25 protein-coding genes, 1 pseudogene and 1 CRISPR repeat array are annotated in these 22861 nt (G+C 60.6%); of the genes and pseudogenes, 11 read left to right on the forward strand and 15 right to left on the reverse strand.

The features are described from left to right. Positions 1 to 89: 89 nt before the first annotated feature. The 3 genes from LPW29_RS12195 to LPW29_RS12205 all read right to left on the reverse strand — a co-directional run bounded on the left by LPW29_RS12195 (position 90) and on the right by LPW29_RS12205 (position 3172). A complete protein-coding gene (locus LPW29_RS12195) occupies positions 90 to 572 on the reverse strand; it encodes an RES family NAD+ phosphorylase (RefSeq protein WP_238628240.1) in 483 nt (160 codons plus the stop codon). Then, positions 572 to 1075: an antitoxin Xre/MbcA/ParS toxin-binding domain-containing protein gene (locus tag LPW29_RS12200; protein WP_238628241.1), complete on the reverse strand. Its 504-nt coding sequence runs from the start codon at positions 1073 to 1075 to the stop codon at positions 572 to 574. The genes LPW29_RS12195 and LPW29_RS12200 overlap by 1 nt, the downstream gene beginning before the upstream one ends. 342 nt (positions 1076 to 1417) lie before the next feature. Beyond that, positions 1418 to 3172: a sensor domain-containing diguanylate cyclase gene (locus LPW29_RS12205; protein WP_238628242.1), complete on the reverse strand. Its 1755-nt coding sequence runs from the start codon at positions 3170 to 3172 to the stop codon at positions 1418 to 1420. A 296-nt stretch (positions 3173 to 3468) separates the two neighbouring features. On the opposite strand from LPW29_RS12205, the gene LPW29_RS12210 reads away from it, so the two are divergent. Together LPW29_RS12210 and LPW29_RS12215 are read left to right on the forward strand one after the other, a co-directional pair. Continuing rightward, entirely contained in the window at positions 3469 to 3879 is a 411-nt protein-coding gene (locus LPW29_RS12210) for a conjugal transfer protein TraG N-terminal domain-containing protein (RefSeq protein WP_238628243.1), read from the forward strand. A 595-nt stretch (positions 3880 to 4474) separates the two neighbouring features. Further along, a complete protein-coding gene (locus LPW29_RS12215; protein ID WP_238628244.1) occupies positions 4475 to 4981 on the forward strand; it encodes a type IV toxin-antitoxin system AbiEi family antitoxin domain-containing protein in 507 nt (168 codons plus the stop codon). 74 nt (positions 4982 to 5055) lie between these two features. Here LPW29_RS12215 and LPW29_RS12220 read toward each other — a convergent pair whose 3' ends face one another. The 10 genes and pseudogenes from LPW29_RS12220 to pufB all read right to left on the reverse strand — a co-directional run bounded on the left by LPW29_RS12220 (position 5056) and on the right by pufB (position 11882). Beyond that, entirely contained in the window at positions 5056 to 7074 is a 2019-nt protein-coding gene (locus LPW29_RS12220) for a DarT ssDNA thymidine ADP-ribosyltransferase family protein (protein WP_238628261.1), read from the reverse strand. A gap of 25 nt (positions 7075 to 7099) precedes the next feature. After that, positions 7100 to 7246 (reverse strand): hypothetical protein, encoded by a 147-nt coding sequence (locus tag LPW29_RS12225; protein WP_238628245.1) that lies wholly within the window; start codon positions 7244 to 7246, stop codon positions 7100 to 7102. A 142-nt stretch (positions 7247 to 7388) separates the two neighbouring features. Continuing rightward, a complete protein-coding gene (locus tag LPW29_RS12230; protein ID WP_238628246.1) occupies positions 7389 to 8306 on the reverse strand; it encodes a hypothetical protein in 918 nt (305 codons plus the stop codon). An 18-nt stretch (positions 8307 to 8324) separates the two neighbouring features. Then, complete coding sequence (locus tag LPW29_RS12235) at positions 8325 to 9548, reverse strand: cytoplasmic protein (protein ID WP_238628247.1); 1224 nt, start codon at positions 9546 to 9548, stop codon at positions 8325 to 8327. Between the two features lie 48 nt (positions 9549 to 9596). Continuing rightward, positions 9597 to 10022 (reverse strand): type II toxin-antitoxin system VapC family toxin, encoded by a 426-nt coding sequence (locus tag LPW29_RS12240; protein ID WP_238628248.1) that lies wholly within the window; start codon positions 10020 to 10022, stop codon positions 9597 to 9599. Then, positions 10019 to 10276, reverse strand: coding sequence for a FitA-like ribbon-helix-helix domain-containing protein (locus LPW29_RS12245; RefSeq protein WP_238628249.1), 258 nt, complete (start codon positions 10274 to 10276; stop codon positions 10019 to 10021). Before LPW29_RS12245 ends, LPW29_RS12240 begins: the two co-directional genes overlap by 4 nt. A 112-nt stretch (positions 10277 to 10388) precedes the next feature. Next, positions 10389 to 10592, reverse strand: a pseudogene (locus LPW29_RS15770) (DUF1016 N-terminal domain-containing protein); the annotation flags it as partial. A gap of 160 nt (positions 10593 to 10752) precedes the next feature. Beyond that, the gene (locus LPW29_RS12250; protein ID WP_238628250.1) at positions 10753 to 11346 is read right to left on the reverse strand and encodes an exopolysaccharide biosynthesis protein; all 594 of its coding nucleotides are present in this window, start codon (positions 11344 to 11346) and stop codon (positions 10753 to 10755) included. 113 nt (positions 11347 to 11459) lie between these two features. Then, positions 11460 to 11633 (reverse strand): light-harvesting antenna LH1, alpha subunit, encoded by a 174-nt coding sequence (gene pufA, locus LPW29_RS12255; RefSeq protein ID WP_238628251.1) that lies wholly within the window; start codon positions 11631 to 11633, stop codon positions 11460 to 11462. A gap of 90 nt (positions 11634 to 11723) precedes the next feature. Next, positions 11724 to 11882: a light-harvesting antenna LH1, beta subunit gene (pufB, locus tag LPW29_RS12260; RefSeq protein WP_090250296.1), complete on the reverse strand. Its 159-nt coding sequence runs from the start codon at positions 11880 to 11882 to the stop codon at positions 11724 to 11726. A 323-nt stretch (positions 11883 to 12205) separates the two neighbouring features. Here pufB and LPW29_RS12265 point away from each other — a divergent pair, with 323 nt between their 5' ends. The 3 genes from LPW29_RS12265 (at position 12206) to LPW29_RS12275 (ending at position 14655) form a co-directional block, all read left to right on the forward strand. After that, entirely contained in the window at positions 12206 to 12517 is a 312-nt protein-coding gene (locus LPW29_RS12265; protein WP_238628252.1) for a PepSY domain-containing protein, read from the forward strand. A gap of 90 nt (positions 12518 to 12607) precedes the next feature. Next, positions 12608 to 13987 (forward strand): sensor histidine kinase, encoded by a 1380-nt coding sequence (locus LPW29_RS12270; protein WP_238628253.1) that lies wholly within the window; start codon positions 12608 to 12610, stop codon positions 13985 to 13987. Next, on the forward strand, positions 13987 to 14655 hold the full coding sequence (locus LPW29_RS12275) for a response regulator transcription factor (RefSeq protein ID WP_238628254.1): 669 nt from the start codon (positions 13987 to 13989) through the stop codon (positions 14653 to 14655). Before LPW29_RS12270 ends, LPW29_RS12275 begins: the two co-directional genes overlap by 1 nt. Before the next feature lie 10 nt (positions 14656 to 14665). Here LPW29_RS12275 and LPW29_RS12280 read toward each other — a convergent pair whose 3' ends face one another. After that, positions 14666 to 15112: a cytochrome c gene (locus tag LPW29_RS12280; RefSeq protein ID WP_238628255.1), complete on the reverse strand. Its 447-nt coding sequence runs from the start codon at positions 15110 to 15112 to the stop codon at positions 14666 to 14668. Between the two features lie 235 nt (positions 15113 to 15347). Between LPW29_RS12280 and LPW29_RS12285 the strand changes: the two genes are divergently transcribed. The 6 genes from LPW29_RS12285 to LPW29_RS12310 all read left to right on the forward strand — a co-directional run bounded on the left by LPW29_RS12285 (position 15348) and on the right by LPW29_RS12310 (position 22213). Next, a complete protein-coding gene (locus tag LPW29_RS12285) occupies positions 15348 to 15935 on the forward strand; it encodes a cytochrome b/b6 domain-containing protein (RefSeq protein WP_238628256.1) in 588 nt (195 codons plus the stop codon). Positions 15936 to 16009: 74 nt separating this feature from the next. Continuing rightward, a complete protein-coding gene (locus tag LPW29_RS12290; RefSeq protein ID WP_238628257.1) occupies positions 16010 to 17185 on the forward strand; it encodes a TolC family protein in 1176 nt (391 codons plus the stop codon). After that, entirely contained in the window at positions 17182 to 18270 is a 1089-nt protein-coding gene (locus LPW29_RS12295) for an efflux RND transporter periplasmic adaptor subunit (RefSeq protein WP_238628258.1), read from the forward strand. The genes LPW29_RS12290 and LPW29_RS12295 overlap by 4 nt, the downstream gene beginning before the upstream one ends. 5 nt (positions 18271 to 18275) lie before the next feature. Beyond that, positions 18276 to 21359, forward strand: coding sequence for an efflux RND transporter permease subunit (locus LPW29_RS12300; protein ID WP_238628259.1), 3084 nt, complete (start codon positions 18276 to 18278; stop codon positions 21357 to 21359). Between the two features lie 11 nt (positions 21360 to 21370). Next, positions 21371 to 21670 carry a DUF3240 family protein gene (locus LPW29_RS12305; protein ID WP_090250276.1) on the forward strand — a complete coding sequence of 100 codons (300 nt, stop codon included), beginning with the start codon at positions 21371 to 21373 and terminating at the stop codon, positions 21668 to 21670. Positions 21671 to 21769: 99 nt separating this feature from the next. Continuing rightward, positions 21770 to 22213, forward strand: a complete 444-nt coding sequence (locus LPW29_RS12310) for a hypothetical protein (RefSeq protein ID WP_238628260.1) — start codon at positions 21770 to 21772, stop codon at positions 22211 to 22213. On the opposite strand, the gene LPW29_RS15775 is transcribed toward LPW29_RS12310, so the two are convergent. Next, the gene (locus LPW29_RS15775) at positions 22160 to 22336 is read right to left on the reverse strand and encodes a Fic/DOC family N-terminal domain-containing protein (RefSeq protein ID WP_370642837.1); all 177 of its coding nucleotides are present in this window, start codon (positions 22334 to 22336) and stop codon (positions 22160 to 22162) included. The two genes, LPW29_RS12310 and LPW29_RS15775, sit on opposite strands and share 54 nt — an antisense overlap. A gap of 36 nt (positions 22337 to 22372) precedes the next feature. Next, a CRISPR array of direct repeats spans positions 22373 to 22803; the repeat unit is 32 nt; unit sequence GTTTCAATCCACGCGCCCGCAAGGGGCGCGAC. Positions 22804 to 22861: the final 58 nt, after the last annotated feature.

A 22861-nucleotide genomic window follows, 5' to 3' on the forward strand; every position in this document is an offset into this window, starting at 1 on the left:
GCGACCAGTCCAGTTGGGCGCGCTGATGAGACTGCTTTGCAATGGACTGCAGCCCCTTCTCGACTACCTACGAAGCCCGCTCAGGGTCGCTAATCGCCAAGACCTGGAAACGCTCTGGGATTGAAAATATCCCTCCGCGCTTCAACGAGCTTGATCTGCTTGGTCAACTCATGCCGCGGATTGACAACCATAATTTCACCGAGGCCTGCCGACACAGCGCAGCTCGGGACAATCAAGCCCAGGCCCGTTCCCTCTCTCAGCCACTCATCGCCGAGCCTCTGCGTGGATTCGGGATGAGGAAAGCGGGCCCAATCCTCAGGCCAATGTTCCTGCGCCAGATACTCAATGGGAGTATCGTCAGGAATCTCGTACACTCCAAGGCGATAAGACGGAGGCACCATTCTCGGGGTTACCGTGTAATTCGCCATCTCCAGCATGGCGACCGGCGCCGACAATGCAAAATAAAGCACCGGCGTACCAGGGAGATTCCAGCGAGCCCCGTCTTTGTAGCTGCCACCCAACCCGGTATAGACCTCCAGGTACTTTTCCTTCGTGATGCGGAAAATCCGCATCAGCTGAATTCCCCATACTCGATTTTGTTCAATACCTGCGAAATCCAACGACGACCCTCGAAGGTGTCGATCAGGTCAAGGGGGCGCTCGTCACCCAGAGCCGGTACCGGACTCTTGAACCACTGCATCGCGAGGTCATACGACTCCCAGACATCTGCTGCCTGGCGGAGCAACCGGACGGCATCCAGCACCTCCTCAGAAGTCTCTTTGGGCAGGGCTTTTCTACGGTAAACGCGACTGAGATTGCCAGAATCGATGTTCAGAATCCCCAGAAATGCTTCTCGCAGCCCCGTGGCCTCCACCACACTTTTAACCCAATCACCAGGAATGCCCTTGCGAGAGACATCGATAAACATCTTGCGACTGGAGAATACCTCTTCCGGAATGTTCCCCAGCTTTTTTCTGACCACATCACGAGTGGCATCCGCAGATGGGCGATAGGCCCTGGCCTTCCGGCCAGCGACGCTAACGCGACTTTCTTCTTTCTCCGCCTGACTGATCATAGCCCACCCCGCATCAATATGAGGCGATTGCAGCATCAAAACGATGCCGACAAGCGCAGATCAACCGTTTCTGGACGTATCTGTCCGGTGGCCCAACCCCTGCTCGGCGCTGGCACGCTCCCCGGAAATCTAGGGTCTGTTGACGTTTCACATTGGGAGCCATAAAAAAGGCATCCCGCACTGCGCCAAAAAAGGTGGGAGTAACCTGTTCGGTTCGAGCGGGTTTGCGGCCGCTGGCCAGCGCAAACTCAATACCCGGCTCGGGTCGATTCCCGGCATAGGAAGCATCGATCCAGACAACCCGACCACCTCACCGCCTACACCAACCCACCCGCCCGAGCCTCACCCCACCACGCGATCCTTGCCCCCGGATTTGGCCTCATACAGTGCCTTGTCCGCCCGCAGGAAAAGAGAATCCGCGGACTCTCCGGTCTGCAGCGTGGCCAGTCCAATGCTGACGGTCTGCCCGATGCTCATCTCCCCCACGAGGTGAGGCTGACTGGCCACTGCCCGACGCAGCCGCTCGGCAATCTCCCTGGCCATGGTCTCGTCTGCACCCGGCATCAGGACCACGAACTCCTCCCCACCATAGCGACAGACCATGTCCCCCCGGCGCACCGAGTCGGCCATGACCTGCCCCATGCGGATCAGCACCTGGTCACCCACCGCATGCCCATGAACGTCATTGACCTGTTTAAAGTTGTCTGCATCAATCACAGCCACCGAAAGCGGTGAACCAAGAGAGTGGGCGCGGGCGACCAATTCCGGCAGGCAGCGGTCCAGATGGCGACGGTTGTAGAGGCCGGTGAGATCATCCAGCAGGGTGACCCGCTCCAGTTGGTCCCCCCTACGGGCCAGTGCCTTGCGTTGCGATTGCAATTCACGGATACGATCCGCAAGTGCCAGTGACAGCAGCATGGTTTCCAGGGCCGATCCCAACTGAAAGCCATAGTAGGTGATCAGATTATTGGGCAGTATCCCCAGGGCACCCAGGACGAAGAGCAAGGCGCCGATAAACATGGCTGCCCAGGCCAGGAGGAGATACAGCGCCGGGCGGAAGTCGTGAAGACGATAGGCGCGCAGACTGGCGCCCACCACCAGTACGATGACCGCCAACGCCACCAGCGAGAAGAACAGCACGCTGCCGGCTGTACCCAGCCAGACATGCAACAGAATCCCGGCCAGAGGCAGCGGCAGGGCCGCGCGCAACCAGCGGTCCCAATCCGGATCACGGCGGCGCATCAGGAGGAAACGTCGGGAGAACTGCAACGCAAACGTGGACAGCAATGCCACGCACAGAAACATCAGGAGCTGGGTGGTCTGGCTCCCCCATTCGGGGAAAAATTCCAGATGGACACCGCGCTGGAAAAAGAAATAACCCGCGGTGGAAAGAATGAAAGCAATGTACCAGGCATAGCTGGCGTCCCGCAGACTGAAGAGCAGGAACAGGTTGTAGACCGCCAGGGCCAGGATGATGCCGTGATATCCCCCTTGCACCAGCCAGAACCGGGTTGCCTGAGCCTGATGCCCCTCAAAGGTCTGGATCTCGGCATGGAAACGCAGGTTCTGGCCTGTCTCCACCCTCAGCAGGTAGCGACGTGCCGGGCTGTCCGCTTCAATGTGGAAAACATGGCGCCAGGCCGGGCGCCGTTGTTGATCCCAGGCCACAGCCTGGTGTCGGGGCACCTCCTGCCACTGCCCGCTTTCCTCCTGCGCAAACAGGATCACGGAATCGAACAGGGGGTTGTCCAGCGAGAGCAGGCGCGGACGGGCATCCAGTTCCTGTAAGGCAAACGCCACCCAGAGCACCCCTGGCGATATGCCCTGGTTGAAGGAGCGTGAATCCAGTTCCACAAAATCGGGCGGATCCTTGTCCAGCAAGGCCTCGGGGGTGGTTCGCCGAGCCGTGTCCATATACACCGCGCTGTAGGGCGCCAGCGGCATCCGCTCCTGGCCAGCCACATCAATGACCTCCGGCCAGCCATGGCTGGCCGCCCCCGGTGTGCCAGGCCAGGACCACAAGAACATCAACAGGATGCCCAGGATGACAAGAGCCGAGCCGCCGGCGAATGCCCACTGACGTCGCTCAAGCATCATGATGAAGCCCACACCACCTCGACATCCCTATTCTGGAAGGAAGGCGCCATTCTATCCCATCGGCACAGGCCCACCCCAGCAGGGCACCCGCCGAATTCCACCGTCGGGTCGGTTGTCGTATCGCGTCTCTCTACTCTGGTCTTGAACCGCAGATGACATCCCCAGCCTCACCACCGGAAACGAAATAGACGTTTGAGAAGCTCGAAAAGGCCCTTGAGGCTCCATGAGCCTACGGTTCGAAGTGGGCGCATCACCGGGTTCCCGGCCACTAATGAGTTGCGCGAGATCAGCGGGCCATGCGCAGCCTTTACATCGAGGATGCCAACCTGCGCCATGAGGTGAACCAGTTCTACACCCGCTGCTACGTGCCGGCGCGGTCCAAGTTCCAGCGCGAACAACCCAGCGCAGCCGTCCCCATCCTGGCGAATCAGGGCCGCGATGATCCCGACTGGATCGGCTCCCATGTCTACCGCCAGCTGCCCGGCTGCTACGACAGCCCCAATGCCGGCAATCCCGTGCCCGGGTTCCCGGTCGACATGAGCCGGGAGACGGACCAATACTGGGTGGACACCTCCGGCAGCCTGCCCCACGGCATCCCCACCTGCCAGCAATGGTGGGAAGACGCGAGTCATGGCCTACGACAGCGTCTGCTCGAGGACAACAACCGCACGCAGCGCGTGGTGACCTGGGTGCAATCCCGGGCATGACGGTCGAGGAACGCCAGGACACCCTGGCACGCAACATCCTGGAGCAGGCGCCCCATCCCCGGCCTACCCGCCCAGGCCTGGTCAAAAAGTGTCCAATCTGTTCCGTGGCCTTCGCACCGCAAGCCCAGCAGACGTTCTTCCAGGAATTATCCACAACCTTATCCACGGATTCTGTGGACACCCTGACAGCGAACGCGAAAGGGCCCAAAAGGGATCAAGGGCAGTAATGGAAGGGGCCATGAAGGGGAAGGGCCCTATCCCAAAGGACTGCGCGCCAGCGCGGCGCTTGACTGGCTCCATTCTGAAGCCAAAAAGGATTTACGGTGAGCCCACGTCTTGCGCTAACATGTCGCACCGCTGTCGTCGGAATCTCCCGAAACGGCCAGCACACGGATCACGTCACGGCATTCACCCCCGGTATCGTGATCCACCCCGCCCCATACGCTTCACAGCAGCCTGCCGCCGGGTCCGGAGTGACCGGCCTGCCGATGCCTGGACCGGTATCCGGCCAATGACGGCCCGGCAGGGGCGGCCTGATGACCTGGAACGTCCCCATTCACCTTTCGATATCAAGACGACACCAGACGATCCATCCATGACACACACCCTGAATCACCTCACCGCCCAGCAAATCTACGAACTGGCAGAGCAAAAGGCGCGCGAAGAATACGAACAGCAGGAAGCCACCCGCCGCGAACAATTCTTGGCACTCAAGGCCGAACGTCGGGAAATGCTAAGCAGTCACCGAGAGGCTCAGCGACGTCTGCAGGAAGCCCAGCGGGCGGAACTGGCCCATCTGGACGGCAAACTCCTCGAGCTTGGCGCACGCCTGCCCAAGGGCAGCCCACTCCAGGGCCGATCCACCCAGCGCCCCCAAGTCGAGCAGTGGTTGCAGATCATCGCTCAGGCCCCGGAGATGACCTTGGCGGACATCCGTGAACTGGCAACCCGGGAAGGCCTACCGACCCACAACCTCCCGCAGCGACTGGCTCAACTCAGGCGCCAGGGTCACCTTGAACAGGTGCGCCGCGGCGTTTACCGGGTGGCTCAGCAAGATCAGGCAGTCGCCCCCCCTGACAGACAGGTGGTCGGCTGGTCATAAATGTCCCGCTCCATCCCCGACTCCCCCTCTGCCACCACTTCCTCCCTATGAACGGTCCAATAATCCACGTCGGATCAGGCAGTGATCAGCGATTGGGGGTGGGAAACAACAATAGGGTCGAGCTGATCCCGGTCCGCTCCGCTCAAATAGCGCCCAACAAGATCATCTATTTGTTCCGGCATGTAGATCTGACAGGCGTCCAGATCGGACTTAAGATCGTGCAACTTGTTTGGGTCGGTTTCGTCACTGAGGATGGTGGTACGGTAGTAGGGCTCGAACGATTTCTGGATGATCTCCGAGTCGTTGTAGAAATCCAGCACGAAGGTATCGTGCTTCTGCGGATGGGCGCGATTGAGCCGCGAAAGGGTTTGCACCGCCTTGATGCCGGAAAGCGCCTTGTCAACATACATCGTATGCAGGAGCGGTTCGTCGTAGCCCGTCTGGTACTTGTCGGCCACGATCAGGAAACGGTAGGGGTCCTGCTGGACCTTGTCCGGAATCTGGCTACTGGGGAATCCGTTGAGACTGGCTTCGGTGACCTTCCTGCCACCGTACTCATGCTCACCGGAGAAAGCGACAATGGGTCCATAGGGACTTTTTCGTTCCCTGAGATAGCCCTGAAAGGCGTGGAAATACTGAATGGCCCGTTCGATACCGTTGGTAATCACCATCGCCCTGGCCTTGCCGCCAATCTTGCGGTGGCCGATCACCTGTTCGTGGAAGTGGTCCACCATGATCTCGGCTTTCTCGCGAATGGCATGGTGGTGGGACTCCACATAGCGCCGCAGCTTCTTCTGGGCCCGCTGGGCATCAAACTCGGGGTCATCCTCCACCGTCTTGGCCAGCCGGTAATAGCTTTCCACCGGCGTGTAAATCTTGAGCACATCCAGGATGAAGCCTTCCTGGATGGCCTGCTTCATGGTGTAGCTGTGAAAGGGATAGTGCTTCACCGTCCCGTCCGGCTGTGGGTCGGGTTCGCCAAAAATCTCCAGTGTCTTGTTCTTCGGCGTGGCCGTAAAGGCGAAATAGCTGGCATTGGTGACCATCTTGCGGCCTTCCATAAGCCGGTTGATCTGGTCTTCGAGGGTCTCTTCCTCTTCCTGACCCTCGGGCCGCTCTTCGAGAATTTGATTCATCGCCGAGCTGGTCCTGCCACCCTGGCTCGAATGCGCCTCGTCAATGACGATGGCGAACTTGCGCTGGCGGTGTTCGTCGCCAATCTCGTCGAGGATGAAGGGGAACTTCTGCACCGTCGTGATGATGATCTTCTTGCCACCGTAGAGGAAAGCGCGCAGGTCACCCGAGCGCTCCGCATGCCCGACGGTAGCCGAGACCTGGGCGAACTGCTTGATGGTGTCGCGAATCTGCTTGTCGAGCACGCGCCGGTCGGTCACAACGATTAACGAATCGAATAGCGCCTGGCTGTCTTTCTCCAGCCCCACCAACTGATGCGCCAGCCAGGCAATAGAGTTGCTCTTGCCGCTGCCTGCCGAATGCTGCACCAGATAGCGCTTGCCCACGCCGGTTTCCTGCGCATCGGCCAACAGCCGGCGCACCACCGTCAATTGGTGATAGCGCGGGAAGATTTGCTTGTAGCGCTTCTTGCCGGTCTTATCGTCCTTCTCTTCTACAATCTGGGCGTAGTTCTCCAGAATATCGGTCACCGACTCTTTGGTGAGCACTTCCTCCCACAGGTAGTTGGTGGCCAGCCCTGACGGATTTGGCGGGTTACCCGCGCCATCCTCGTATCCCTTGTTGAACGGAAGGAACCAGGAATGTTTGCCCTTGAGGTGGGTGCACATGCGCACTTCGTGGTCGTCCACGGCGAAATGCACGGCGCAACGGCCAAACTGGAACAGCAACTCCTTCGGGTCCCGATCCCGCTGGTAGCGCGGGTTGGTCAACTGCCCGGTCTCGAAGACAAACATCCGGCCTGGCCGGACCTCTTCGTCCTTGCAGTAATACCAATCGGGTCGGATTTCGACCACAGGACGATGGCCACCCGCCGGCAATGCATTTACTGCCTGCTGATAGACTGCGCGCGAGTGCACACCGATCCGCTCCACAAGGTGCCAGGGAAAGCAACGCTCGATGAGAAATTCCGCCTGTTTGCCTTCCTTACAGGATTGCCAATTCCTGGCCTGTACTGCTGTTTATTTCACTCAGTTTGCCACTGGCCTGAGGTCCCACCAACAAGGTGAGATCGCCAAAATCCACCTGGGCACGGTCGATCTGGGCCAGATGTTGAACGCTAAGCCGTGTCATGGCGCTCGCTCCCTGTCGCGGCAGAGGGTGCCTTCCACACCATAGCGGCTCTGCCCGGTAGCACATGGGGACCGGTAGGCGAAGACCGCCATCCGGCGTTACAAGGGGTAATGGTCAGCAACCGCCGGCGATTATCGAGGCGTCAAGTGTTTACCTGGGAATGCGGTCGGCTTTCGGGCACATCCGGCAAGCCCGTAAGGAAGATCATATCTTGGCGGTGGTTGACGTAGGCCTCAAACACGAACTCAGTCCAGTAATCTCGCGCGGGTCCCCACTTCATATGCCGTTCGTAGGCGGCAATGCGTTTCTCGGGCGTTTCCAGCGGCAATGTCCGGTCAAAATAGGCCAACCACTCGCTTTCAGGCGGATCGATCAAGACGTAGGGTGTGGTGAAAACCACGTGTACATCCATGCCGTCATGCGGGGGCGGGAGCACTCGCGCGTACCAGAGTTCCCCTGCCCGACCACCATAGCCCGATGGGCAGATGGTCTTGCAGATCCGGTTGGTCACCAGTTCGCGCAGGACGATGGCGCCATCGCTGAAACCCTCGTGGGCGTACACCGCCATCCGGGAGTCCTGCATCAGACCGATCACCCGCACCAGTTCCTCGTGCATGCCGAACGTCTTCCCCACCGCCATGACGATCGTGCCAAGGGTCTCCCGGCCCAGACCGACACCGGCGTCGAAGAACGCCCAGCACGTGAAAAACGAGGTGGTGAGCGGACTCATCGGTGGGCCACCCGGCATGTAATCTTCCTCGGCCTTGCCGATGAGCCGGGTCAAGCGGTCCATCTCAGGCAGCATGGTGAGCTGTTCGGCCATCACCGAGGCCTGGTTTTGGGCGTACACGTAGATCGCGTGAGCGGGATGGAGGTCAGCCAGATCCTCAGCACTCGCGACTGTTTTCTGCAGAGCCTGGGCGTTCTTTTTGCCTTCCATGACGGCGCTGAGGTCGACGACCTTGGCGCCCACGTGACTGCGCATCTTCTTGATGACCTTGTCGGCCATGGGTCGGCGTGTGGAGGCCTTGGTGGAGGTCGTGGTTTTCTTCCGGGTCATGGGCCGCTCAGTCAGTTCTCAGTCTTCATCATCCACCCATGCCTCGTGCCCCCGCACGGCCGGCAGGAGGAAACGGATCCCCTGGTTGTCCAGCGGGTTCATCAGCAGGATGCGCTCAAACACGTGCTCAGCCTCCTCCCAGCGCTGCAACCGCCAGAGGCACAGCCCATAGCCCTGCATGCAGCGCAGGAAGGGCAGGTTGTCGATGAGGCTCCAGGCAAGCACACCGTCAAAATCTGGGCCCAGTGACAGCTCGCCGATGCGAACACCGACCTCGTAGTGGTTGATCGCCCAGTCAGGGCGGGTCTGGAAAAACAGGTTGCCCAGATGTGCATGGGCATCAAGGCAGCGCAGATCGGCCTCAAGCAGCCGGGTGAGAATGTCCTGCGCTGCTTCCGTATCGCCAGCCTCCTTGAGGTCATTCGCTTCAAGGATTGGGTCCGAGTCGAAATCATCTGGATTGTGGCCCGGCAGCACCTGCTCCATCTCGAACATCGGCCGGGGTCCCCGCGCGATCATCGGCCTGGCCCACTCCTCGACGGGTTCGTCGACCTCGACCCCGTACGCATCGGCGGGATCCCAGGCCCCAAACGCGTTCAAGGCAAGCGGGGTGAGTCCTAGCGCGAGCGCATCGAGGCGGCTGGAGGTGATCTGCCCGGACAGGTAGGGGTGTCCGTTGAAGCGCCAATGCTTGTTTGCCTGCACCGTGATCACCTGGCCGGGCACGATGCCCCACAGAGATGCCGTGCGCAGGGTGATCACCCGTCCGCTCCCGATGAGCCGACAGCGCGCCGCCCGTTGTTTCACCGCAAGCACGATAAGATCCACGGGCTTCGCCAGATCGATCTCTTCTTCGCCCGCCGTGTGGTGCCGGCCCCTCCTCCCTGCAGCGCGCCGTGGTCGGGGGCTGGCCGGCTGCACACCGAGCCAACAGCAATAAGCAGCCAGATACGCATAGCCGGCGGCGTCAGGGGCAAGCTGGATATCGGCCAAGGCGACTCGATGCTCGGTCCCGTCTGCGCCACGGCACCGAGCCATCAGCCCCCGCCTTGCATTGCCATCATAGTCGATGGCGATGAGCGAGAGGGGCTCACCAATGACGTGCACATCCATCGGCAGATCCAGGCCATCCTCGATCCCTGCATGCAACGCACAGAGCTGCTCATCGTCGCCATACGCATCGATGAGGATCTCTTCCAACAGGGTTTCCGGATCCAAAGAAGGCTTTCTTTGAGTGGCCATGTCTTCGTTGCTCCCTGTCAACTGCTCAGCATCGCCGAGAGCGGATGCTCAGGACGATGCCTCCCATGGATTGATGGTTTTCAGGTGAGCCGCATCGAAAGGACTGAGGTCCCGTGTTGCGACCATCAAGCCGTGAGCAGCGGCTGTGGCGGCGATATAGCCATCTGCCTGGCCAATCGCCTTCCCTCCTGCCCTCGCCCGTGCCATCAAGTCAGCATGGGCTTGAGAAGCAGCCAGATCAAAGGGCAGTACGCGGTCCCCAAAGATCGGCAACACCTCATGCTCCAGACGCTCCTGGTAGATCGTGCGGCGCCTGCCCTCTGGCATCGTGGCAAGACCATAGCGCAGTTCGGCCACAGTGATGACCGAAAGATAGAGCGTTTCCACTGTCTGTGCGTCGATCCAGGCCAGCACGCTGGGATCCGGCTCGACCCTCCACAACTCCGAAATGACGTTGGTATCCAGGACGATCATCCGAAACCCATCGGTTCGACCGGCGTCTTGTCGCGGAGCTGGTTGAGGTGCTCGACTTCGGCATCGGTCATTTCACCTGCCTCGCGGGCGATGGATACCAGCATGGAACCGAGTTTGACGCGCTCGGGCGGCCGCGCTGCGGCTTCCAGAATGGCGCGTATTTCCGCCTCGGTGCTGCGGCCGTGATGGGCGGCCTGCACGCGAATCGCACGGTGTACCTCATCTGGCAAATTTCTTATGGTCACGTTTGCCATCTTTTCACTCCCAAGACCTCATTGATTGCATCAACATATAAACGCAATCAATGGGCAAGTGCCTGGCAAACGCGGGAGTCCAGAACCGGAACCTGTCCGCACATCAGCCCACTCACTGAGGGCGCCTTCCACGGCCCGGAGGTAAAACCCGCACCGAGCTCCAGCTCAATTGTGCAGACAGCGTCTGCACCATCTCGACTCTGGGAGAGCACTGAGCAAACAGGCACATATTGGCCAGATTGCGCTTCGACCAACCCCGCCCGTAGGTACGGGTAAGTTCACCGGCCAAGGTGGCCATCACCTGCTCGCCATAGCGGGCCCGCTCTTGGCACCCTCGGGGATAATGACCGGTGGGGCAAAGTCATCGGAGTCGGCGCACTTGTCCGAGGTATTGCTGGCCCTTTGATGCCGATCTCCCCATCCAGCTCATCGCGCTTGCTCTCGTCGATCCAGGCATCGGGCCCCGACAAGCGGGATCATGTGAAGGCGAACTGATAGATCACCAGGCTGAATATCATGCCCGTGACCAGCAGGGCAAACAGCGCCAGGATACCGTCACGAGCGATCAGGGAGAGCCCGAAGGCAATGAGTGCTGCTGCGGCGCCGTTGGCGCTGAATGGAATGGCTTCGAGAAACGGCATGATCACCGCAATCAAGAGACAGGCAACAGCAATCAGGTAAACACCGGGACCGGTGCTCAGCAGCATGAGTCGTGGTCGGAACAACCGATCCAGAAACCTGGCAGGCCTTTGCAGGCGGTCCAGCACCTTGCGCAAGGTGCTGTCGGGAACTGAGCGCTCCAGTATGAACCGTGGCAGCCAGAAACGCTGCCGGCCCAGCAGCAATTGCCCCGCAGTCAGTAGCACCAGCAACCCCATCAATGTCGGCACGCCAGGAATGTCGCCGATCAGTGGGGCAACAGTGACGAGCCCGGCCACCAGGAGCAGCGGGCCAAACGAACGACGGCCAATTTTCTGCAACACGCTCTGGAGGGAAACGATACCGTCGTGGGCTTCGATTTCGCCTATTTTTTCCAGCAGTTCCTGCAGGCTATTGATGGTGTTGCCCATACAACACTCAGGTCAGTACATTGCCCACGCGACCGACCGGGAGGCATGGGGTATGCCATCCCGCCCGGTCGCGTGGGCATCAGACATTTCAAGACAAGGATTGACTTGTCTTTTTACGCCTGAGCCACCACCTGCTCGGTGGTCTCGGCCAGAGAGGCCGTGTGCATCCAGTTAAAGCGCTCGGTGCTCAGCAGGATGAAATGGATCAGAAGAGCCAGCACGGCCAGGAATGCAAACAGGGCAACCAGCGCTCTGCGCGGATCGAACAGCAGCCAAGTACGCCACATATTGAAATCTCCTATATCGGAAAGAAACTGCTTATATTGCTACGTCTGAGGTACTGCTTGGGACTTGATTCGCCGTTCAGGCGAGAAGTCTTACCAAGCCACACCCCAGGGACGCCACATCCAGGCCAGAACGTGGGCCACAGCGGCAACCGCCAGGAAGCCCATCATGCTGGACATGAAGACACCATGAAATTCCATGGCCTCTTCTTCATTGAGCCCCGAGAGCGAACCTTTCGTTTCACCAACCATTTACATACCCTCCAAATGAGCCTTATTGGCAAATACCGCGCTGGCTCAACGCCATCACGCATGTCAGGGTGAACACTACCCTACGACAAGTGCCAGAATAATGATCCAGAACAGGTAAATTCCCAAATCTGGCTGAAGCCATGCCAGAAGCGGGAGGGGACTGTCAGAGTCCCAGCCGGCATCCAGTCGGCCCATCAGTTGACCCGGTCGGTAGGCTATTCTGGCTGCCCATGCATGCGGGCGGCACGGTACATGGCTTTTAAGGTTGATTTCAGCTTACGGTGGCACACTGCCCTTCCATTCACATGAAAAGGTCTACCCCCATGAATAGACAATCATTGATCACCCCCCTCCTGTGCCTTGCCCTGATCACCCCCGGCCTGGCTCTATCCGGGGATCGCATGGAACACGACGAGATCCTGCGTTTGCGATCCGCCGGGGAGATCATGCCCATGGAAGAGATCCTCAAACATGCCAGAGAGATCGTGCCTGGGCACTTCGTGGAGGCTGAACTGGAAAGGGAAGACGGCCGACATGTCTACGAACTGAAGATTCTCGACGCAGACGGCGTGCGCCACGAGCTCTATCTGGATGCACGTGACGCCAGTCTGATCGAACGGGAAATCGATCGCTGAGCGCAAACGGCACGAGACCATTAAAAACCCGCTGTCTTTTCTCTGCCGCGCCCGCTCATGAGCGGGCGCGGCGCTTTTTGAGCACGTGGCATGAACTCCCTTAAATTCCGACTGAGCCTGCTGGCGGGTTCCTGTCTGCTGGCGCTGCTCATTGCCCAGGGCCTGGGGTTGCAGGCGCTATCCCGTGTCCTGGTGGACGGCTATCTGGTGGACCGGCTGGACCATGATGCCGACACCCTGTATGTGCACCTACTGGATAGCGAGGAGGGTCCCGCCGCCTTCAATCGTACCCTGGGCATCATCTACAGTACCCCACTCTCAGGACACTACTTTCGGATTGAGTCACCTGGATCGGTGGTGCGCTCCCGCTCCCTCTGGGATGAGGACCTGGAATCCCCCGACGTTCCGGAGGGTGAGCAGTGGATCACCCGCATTCAGGGCCCTGGCGACCAGCCACTGCTGATGCTCAGCCGTGGCTACCGCATCGAGGATGAGGCTGTGGTGATCTCGGTTGCCCAGGAATTGGGACCAATGAAGGCCGCCGTGGACGAACTGGAGGGGCGTTTCATGGCCATCACCCTGCCGGCCCTGGGATTGGCATTATTGCTGCAATTTCTGGTCATCCACCGCGCCCTCCGCCCCCTGGATGCCGCGGTGGACGCCTGCCGCCGCCTGGAGACCGGAGAAGCCGTGCCGGTGGAACTGCCCGCCCCCCGGGAGATCGCCCCCATGCTCAAAGCAGTGAACCGGCTTGTCCACCACCACGGCCTGCGCCTGAACCGCAGCCGCCGCGCCCTGGGCAATGTGAGCCATGCCCTGAAGACCCCCCTGGCGGTCCTCTCCCAGTTGGCGGATGACATGTCAGTTCAAGGCGACGACAACGCCGCCAGAACCCTAAGGCAACAACTGCACGCCATGAACGAGACGGTGGAGCGGGAAATGCGTCGCGCGAGCCTGGCCGGACGGGATCACCCCGGGCCCGGCTTCAATGCCCGAAAGGAACTGACAGGCCTGGTGGAGGCCCTGCACCGGATCCACCAGCACCGGGTGACAGTGCATCTGCAGGTACCCGCCGGCACATGGCCTCTGGATGCGGACGACATGCTGGAGATCTTTGGCAACCTACTGGATAACGCCTGCCGCTGGGCGGCTTCTCAGGTTCGGGTGGAACTGCGCGTCGCTCATGGTCACACCCTGAAGGTCATCATTGAAGACGACGGCCCCGGCATCCCCCCGGAAGGCATGCCGTTGCTTGGGCGTCAAGGTCGCCCCCTGGACGAACGGGGAGACGGGCATGGCTTGGGGCTGGGCATTGTGCAGGACGTGGTTGACCAGTATGAAGGCCAAATCACCTACGACGCCTCACCTGACCTGGGCGGGCTGCGGGTCACACTCTCCCTGCCCCTGCCTCATCCGGCTTCCCTGCATTCCAACTCATCATCCTCCAAGCCGCCCTCGGGAGCCCTCTGATGAGAGTCCTGATCGTTGAAGACGACGCAGAACTGGGCACACGCCTGCAACGCCGCCTGCACGGAGAAGGGCTGGCGGTGGATCTGGCATTGAATGGCGTGGACGGCCGGCACCTGGGTGAGACTGAGCCCTATGACCTGATCGTCCTCGACCTGGGACTGCCTGACCTGCCTGGCCTGGAGGTGCTGGCCGCCTGGCGCGACAGGGGCATCACCATCCCGGTACTGATCCTCACTGCCCGCAACAGCTGGCGAGAGCGGGTGGAAGGCTTGCAGCAGGGGGCCGATGACTACCTGGGCAAACCCTTTCACGTGGAAGAACTGCTGGCTCGCATTCTGGCCCTGCTGCGCCGCTCGGCACCGGTCAGGGACACCACATTGCGAGTGGGCCCCTGGCACCTGGATGAACAACGTCAGATGCTGGTGGACGGCCCCACGGAATTGTCACTGACTGCCACCGAATTCAAACTGCTACGGTACTTCCTGCGTCATCCTGGCCAGGTGTTGTCCAAGACACGGCTTGCAGAGCATCTCTACGAGTATGAGAGTGAACGGGATAGCAATGTGCTGGAAGTCTACATCTCCCGACTGCGGGACAAGCTCGGTGCAGATGTCATCCAGACCCGCCGTGGCCAGGGGTATTTACTGGCCCTGGAGCCCGGTCGATAGCCCTCTCCCCTCAACGCGTGCGAAACGACATGTGACAGCCCACGCAGGTAGAGGTGAGCTCGTGAAGCGCCCTGAGTGCTTTGGGCATGTCTTCCTCTTGTGCAACCTCGGCGAATTCGGTCGCTGATTCGTGCATCGCGAACGCCATCTGACGCATGCCATCCGGCATGTAGCGCCCAGGGCCACCCAGGCCGCGGGTTGCGGAGCGGTGCTTGCCCATGGTGCTGACGCCCATGGTCTGTTCTGCCATCTCTCCTGCTTCCGAGATCTCGCCACGGGCGAGGTGATCCAGGATACGTTGGTAGGCGATCAGATGTTCCTGCATTTCTTCCCGCAGCAATTCACGCTGAAGCTCAGGCATCTCCACCCATTGGCGGTAATCGGGCGGAGGTTCCGGGGTCTGGGCCATGGCAGGCAGAGCGCACAGGGTAAGCACAAGGATGAAAGGTAGCCGCATGACAGCACTCTGGGGAGGAGATGAATCGATCACCATAGTGCCCCTCTCGCTGCACCGCAAGATGGGATCGACCCAACCGCCGTATCACTCAGCACGATCTTGCCCAATGTCAACAATGGCGATGCCCCTCCCCCGATCTAACCGAATATCTGACTGCCGCCGGACAGATTAAGCCTGGTTTAAGCTTGCCGCGCCACACTGCCCTCACACTCACAGACATGAGGGCAGTCACATCATGAACACCTCCCATCAGATCACGGTCTGGGACCCCTTCATCCGCATCTTCCACTGGGGCCTGGCCGCCGCCTTCATCATCGCCTACGCCGTCAGTGACGACGCCATGGACGTACACACACTGGCGGGCTACGCGGTGCTAGTGCTGGTCCTGGCCCGCATCCCCTGGGGCTTCATCGGCGGCACCCATGCCCGCTTCCGGGATTTCGTGCGGCCCCCCAGCGAGGTCATGGCCCACGTGCGCGGACTGCTGCGTGGACAACCTGAATACCATGAAGGCCACAATCCCCTGGCGGGCTGGATCTATGTGCTGATGTTCATCAGCCTCATCGGCCTCAGCGTCAGCGGTATGGCCACCCTGGGAGCCGAGGAATCCTCAGGCCCGCTAGCCGGGATGATGGCCGGGGTCAGTCATGACGTGGAAGAAGCGGTGGAAGAAGTCCATAAGTTCCTGGCCGACTTCACCCTGGGCCTGGTCTTGATCCATCTGGTCGGCGTACTGCTGGGCAGTCTGACCCAAAAAGAGAACCTGGTACGCGCCATGATCACCGGCCGCAAGCGTACCACTGACCGCGAAGACCAGTCGTGATGGACGTTAAACCCTGGGAGTACAGGAGAACACCATCTTGCTTCAAAAGGGCATCCCTGAGCCTTGTACTTCCTATGTGCCTGGCCCTGGCGAGTCCGTCGGTCAGTGCCGACACGCTGGGTCAGGTGATCTCCGCGGCTCTGGTGCGTAGTGGCGAACAGGCCCTGAGCAACAGCCTGAGGCAGCAGGGAGACGCCGTGAGACGCCAGAGCAGCGGTGTGCTCGCGGCCGATCCCTCCCTGAACCTGAACTACATCTCCGACCAGATCACGGATGATGAGGGCTTCCGCGAGATCGAGGCCACGCTTGAGCTGCCCTTGTGGTGGCAGGGCCAGCGCCGTGCACGGCAAGGGGTCGCCCAGGCCCTGGGAGATCAGGCGGACGTCCTGGATCTGCGACAGCATTGGACCATGGCCGGACGGGTTCGGGAACAGGTGTGGGAAGTGGCCCTCACCGAAGCCACCCTGCAACAGATGCAGCTTTCACTACAGACCAGCCGGGATCTGGAGAACAAGGTCGCCAGGCTTGTCGCCGTTGGAGAGCTTGCGCAGTTTGACCTGCTGACCATCCGTCAGGAAGTGGCCGATCGAGAGGCCGACGTGAGTGATGCTCAGTCCGCGTATCGGGTTGCACTGGCAGGGTACCGACAACTGACAGGCCAGACGGCCTTACCCGAGCCGATATACGAACCCCCTGTCCCCGCCACCGAGCTTCCACCGAACCACCCCGGGATACAGCAAGCGCAACATGCCCTCGCCCTTGCCCAAGCCGAAACCATTCAGGCCCGGCGCTCCCGGGCCGGGACTCCGATATTGGGCGTAGGGGGCCGAAATACCCGGGAGTTCAGCGGCGCGAACAGCCACGATGCCGTGCAGATTTCACTGACCCTGCCCTTTGGACTGGCCGGTCAGTCCGCACCCGCCATCGCCTCGGCGGTGCGGACCCAGACCGAACAGGATGTGGCACTCCAGCAGGCGCGGCTGACCACCGAGCAGGCGTTGATATCGGCCCGTCTGGACCATCAGGGGGCCGAAGAGGCCCTGAACCTGGCAACGCGTCGACAAACCCTGGCCCAGGATGCCCTGCACATGGCGCAACGCGCCTTTGATCTGGGTGAAACCGACCTGGTGCAACTCTTGCGAACCCAGACGCTGGCCCGTAGCAGCGCACTGGATCTTGAACAGCGTCGTATCGAACTGGGTCGTGCCCAGGCGCGTCTCAATCAGGCTCTGGGAGTCATACCCAAATGAAATACACCCTGTTTCTTTTGCTCCTGACCGCCCTGCTCGGCGGCCAGGCCACCGCAGCGGATCAACCTCCACTCACGTTGACAGAAACCCAGGCACAAGCCTTGGGGGTGGAGTGGGCGAGCCCCGCGGCAGCCGACCATTCCCTCAGCGGGCGCTATCCCGGCGTGGTGACCATACCCACGGCGCAGCTGCGAGTGATCACCGCCCGCCAGAGCGGCGTCATTGAACACCTGGCAGTGGCAGAGGGCCAACACGTGTCCAGTGGCGACCTGCTGGCCGAAATCAGGAGCCCTGAGCTGGTGGATACGCAGCGCCAGTACCTGGATGCACTGAACCAGCTGGAGCTGGCCCGGCAGGCACTGACAAGAGATCAGACCCTGTTTCGCGAAGGATTGATTCCCCAACGTCGGCTGCTGGAAACCCAGTCCCGGCAACGGGAGTTGAACAATCAGGAGGATCAGTTCAGGCAACAGCTCTCTCTGGCTGGCCTGAGTGAAGATGATTTAAGGCAATTGGCACGAACCCGGCAACTGAGTGGCAGCCTTCAGGTACACGCACCCATCGCCGGCACCATCATCAAGCAGTTGGTGGAAACCGGTCAGTCCGTGGACACTGCCGAGCCCCTCTACCGTCTGGCCGAACTGAATCCCTTGTGGGTGGAAACCCATGTCCCCTTGACGCAACTGGACACAGTCACCCTGGACACCTCGGTCCTGCTCCCGACCCAGGGGCTGCAAGGCCAAGTCATTGCCATTGGCAGCATGGTGCATGAAAAGGATCAGGGCATCTTGCTCCGGGCACAAATCCATGATGTCTCGGAGCAATTGCGCCCCGGGCAGTTTCTGGAAGTCCAGCTGGCCCAGCCGCTGGAACCGGGGCACTGGCGCCTCCCTGCCACGGCGCTGGTCCGCCATGACAACGAGACCTGGATCCTCGTGGATGCGGATAACGCATTCCTCCCCCTGCCCGTACAGGTGGTGGCACAGGAAGACCAAACCGTGGTGGTGCGCGCAGCACTGCAGTCTTCCAACCGTGTCGCAACGCGAGGTGTTGCGGCAATGAAGTCCATCTGGCTGGGTGAGTAATTGACATGCTGACACGTTTGATAAAATTCTCGCTCAGCCAGCGCCTGCTGGTCTGCCTGGCGGTGCTGATCCTCATGGGCGCCGGCTGGCGAGCCTTTCAGGACACGCCCATCGATGCCTTTCCCGATGTTTCCACCACCCAGGTAAAGATCATCATCAAGGCGCCGGGGATGACGCCGGAAGAGATCGCCACCCGGATTACCAGTCTTGTCGAAGTAGAGATACTCGGCATCCCTCGTCAGACCATGATGCGTTCCATTGCCAAGTATGGGCTGACAGACATCACCGTGGATTTTGCAGAGGGTACCGATATCTATTGGGCACGCCAGCAAGTGGCTGAACGCCTGAACTCGGCCTGGGATAACCTGCCCGAGGGCATCGAAGGTGGCATTGCGCCCATGACCACTCCGCTGGGGGAGATGTTCATGTTCACCGTCGAAGGGCAGGACCTGTCGCTAGCGCAACGTCGGGAACTGCTGGACTGGACCATCCGACCCGCACTCCGATCCGTCCCCGGCGTGGCCGAGGTCAATTCTCTGGGCGGATTTGTCACCACTTTTGAGGTCGTGCCGGATCAGGCTCGCATGGCAGCCCATGGGATCGGTCTGAATACGCTACAGGCCGCCATCAGCGCCAATAATCGCAATGACGGTGCGGGGCGCCTGGATGCCGGAGAGGAAACCCTGCTGGTCCGCAGCGAGGGTGCCATCAAGACCCTGGAAGACCTGGCTGCCATCGTCGTCGTCCCGGACCCTCATCAGCCTCTGCGGGTGAGTGACGTGGCAAACGTGCGTCTGGCGGCACTCAGTCGCTATGGTGCCGTCACCCATAACGGTGAGGGAGAGACTGTACAGGGGCTGGTCCTGGGTCTGCGAGGGGCCGATGCCCAGACCGTGGTGGAAGGTGTCAAAGCCAGGTTGGCAGAACTTGAACCCACCCTACCTGAAGGCGTGCGAATAGAGCCCTTCTATGACCGGAGCATGCTGGTGAACCGTGCCGTGCATACGGTCTCCAAGGCCCTCATCGAAGCCACGGTGCTGGTCCTGATTCTGCTGGTCCTGTTTCTTGGCAACCTCCGTGCGGCGCTCACCGTGGCACTTATCCTGCCACTGGCCGCCATGGGCACTTTCATACTGATGCGGCAGTTTGGGCTTTCCGCCAATCTCATGTCACTGGGGGGGCTGGCCATTGCCATCGGCATTCTGGTGGATGCCGCGGTGGTCGTGGTGGAAAACATCGTCACACGGCTGTCCCATGGTTCCAGTGGGCGCCTCCCCAGGCTGAATCTGATTTACCGAGCCACCCGGGAAGTCGCCGTGCCCATGGTCTCGGGCATCCTGATCATCATCATTGTGTTTCTGCCCCTGCTCACCCTGCAGGGGCTGGAGGGCAAGCTGTTCAAGCCCGTTGCCCTGACCATCATCTTTGCCCTGGCGTCTTCGTTAATGCTCTCACTGACAGTCATCCCCATGCTGTCCTCGTTCCTGCTGGGCAAGGGTGCCCATCGTGAACCCTGGTTGTCCCGTCAGCTCAGCAGCTTTTACATGCCCATGCTGGGACTGGCCATGCGCCATGAAAAGGTGGTGGTGGCCATTGCCGGGTTGCTGCTGGTGGCCGCGGCGGGCGTTTTTGGCCTGGTGGGCAAGACCTTCATGCCCACCATGAATGAAGGGGATCTGATCGTGCAGCTGGAAAAGCTGCCCTCCATCACCCTGGACGAGTCCCTGGCCCTGGACCAACGAATCCAGTCGGCCTTGCTGGAACAGATCCCGGAGATACGGGGCATCGTTGCCCGGACCGGCTCCGACGAACTGGGACTGGACCCCATGGTGCTCAATCAGACCGATAGTTTCCTGGTCCTGGCCCCCCGCTCCGAATGGCGCTTTGAAGACCGCGGGGCCCTGATTGACGGCATCCGTGAGGTGCTGGAACAGTTTCCCGGTGTGGGTTACGCCTTTACCCAGCCCATTGAGATGCGCGTGTCGGAAATGCTCACAGGCGTCCGGGGAGATCTGGCGGTAAAAGTTCTGGGCCCCGATCCAGGACAACTCAACCGCATCGCCGCAGAAGTAGTCACTGCGATGCAGTCCTTGCCAGGAGCCAGGGACGTTTATACCACGCGCAATGAAGGGGCTCAGTACCTGAATATCACCATTGACCGGATGGAGGCCGGCCGGCTAGGCATCGATGCCGACACGTTGTCCGCGCTGCTCAGAACACAATTGGAAGGATGGCCCATCGGCCATGTGTTTGAAGAAGGGCGACGCGTGCCGCTGGTGATCCGTGGAGCTGAGGCAATGCGCCAGTCACCCGCCCGTTTGGAGGCCCTGCAGGTCACCCTGCCCAACGGGCAGTCCGTGCCATTGACTAACCTGGCCAGCATTGACGTCACGGAAGGGCATGTGGCGCTGACACGGGAAAACGGCCAGGCCTATGCTGTGGCCATGGCCAACGTGGAGGGACGCGATCTGGTGGGCTTTGTTGAAGAAGCCCGGCAAACCGTAGCACAGGAGGTGGATTTACCCAGCGGCTACCGCCTGGAGTGGGGAGGTGAGTTCGAGAATCAGCAACGAGCATCCGCCCGGCTGGCCCTGGTGATACCCATGGCCCTGGGATTGATCTTCCTGGTGCTGTTTTCCACCTTCCGCTCGGTGCGCCAGGCTCTGCTGGTGTTATCCAACGTCCCCTTTGCCATGATTGGCGGGATATTTGCCCTGGCCATCACCGGGGAATACCTCTCGGTCCCGGCTTCGGTGGGTTTCATCGCCCTGCTGGGAATCGCCGTACTCAATGGCGTGGTCATGGTGACCTATTTCAACCAACTGCGAGCCCAGGGACAGCTCATGGACGTGGTGGTGGAAGGTGCACATCGACGCCTGCGGCCCGTCCTGATGACGGCCAGCATCGCGGCACTGGGTCTGGTGCCCCTGCTGTTTGCCACCGGCCCGGGCTCCGAGATCCAGCGCCCTCTGGCCATCGTGGTGATCGGCGGCCTGGCATCGGCCACCCTGTTGACCCTGATTCTGCTGCCCATCCTGTATCGGCGCTTTGGTTTCACACCGGTCAAGACCGAACCTTTGCCTTCCTGAGGATATCCAAGATGACGTATCAGTTGCTCTATCTGGTCATGCCCCCCCAGACCGCCGATCTGGTCACGGAATGGCTGCTGGATCGCCCCGATGTCCCTGGCTTTACCAGTGTGCCCGCGGCCGGACATGGTTCATCGGAACACTCCATGACGGTGGCGGAACAGGTGGCGGGTTACACGGCGAAGACCCTGTTACTCATCCACCTGCCCCCTGAAGCCAGCCAATCGGTACTGGACGATCTTGGCAAGGACTTTTCCGGCAGCGGCATTCATCACTGGCGCGTACCGGTCATGGACCAAGGGCGTCTTTAGGTCCGTTAATCCACCCGCGCAGATCGATCCACACACCCTTCACGCGTGTGGTGAATGTCTAAAATACCCATCATGCATCCCCACAAGAGGTCCATACACATGAAAGGCAGACACTGGTTGTTCCCCGCTTTGACCGGCTTCATCCTCGCCACACTGTTGTCGGCATGCAGCTTGCAGCCCGAGCAGGGTTCAAACACCGCGCTGGAAGTGGAAACCATCGACTCAACGGATTACGCGTTCGGTCCCGTTCAGGTCATACAAGGAGGAAAAGGCCTACAAGTGAAAGGTTCCATCACCCATGGAATCGGTGGCCCCAGGGACATCCCCGGGGCCATTCATATCGAGGTGTATTCCCAGGAGGGTCAACTGCTGGCCGAAACCGATACCCACCCGATGCCCATCCATCGTCAGGCAAGGCCGGCACAGTTTGGCCTCTGGGTGCCGGTGCGCATCAATCGCCAGGCCCGAACTGCCCAGTTTGACACCTGGCTACCGGTGGAGCCAGCGCTTGGCGATCGGGTCCACGTCAGCCATCGCCTCTAGCCGCCTCGAACTCCAACACCCCTCACCCATGGTGGCCTGGGTGCCTTCAATACGCGATGACAGCACCGCTTCCTGGGTCGTCAGTGGGGATAGCAGCACCGAAGCATTAGGTATGGCCGCCACCGTAAAGGTGAATGGGTCGGAAATACCAATTCAGACGTTTCAATCCACGCGCCCGCAAGGGGCGCGACTGTGGGGAGCGCCTTTGGTGTCCCTGCAGATATGGTTTCAATCCACGCGCCCGCAAGGGGCGCGACCTCGGAGTCGTATTGAGGTTCCAGGGACTTTCTTAGTTTCAATCCACGCGCCCGCAAGGGGCGCGACGATCGCCAGCGATGAGCGCATCCGGGGGGTGGAGCTGTTTCAATCCACGCGCCCGCAAGGGGCGCGACCGCTCACCCAGTCCGAGGCCCGGGAGATTTACGCGTTTCAATCCACGCGCCCGCAAGGGGCGCGACCGTTCCCGGCCAGGATGCGGGCCACCTTGTGCTGTTTCAATCCACGCGCCCGCAAGGGGCGCGACGACACATCGCCAGGGAAGGCATCTTGAATACTGGAGTTTCAATCCACGCGCCCGCAAGGGGCGCGACGTGCGTTAGGTGTTCCAGGAGACAGATCATGTTGCATGTTTCAATCCACGCGCCCGCA

This window comes from Ectothiorhodospira sp. 9100, assembly GCF_022227565.1.
Lineage (GTDB): Bacteria > Pseudomonadota > Gammaproteobacteria > Ectothiorhodospirales > Ectothiorhodospiraceae > Ectothiorhodospira > Ectothiorhodospira marina.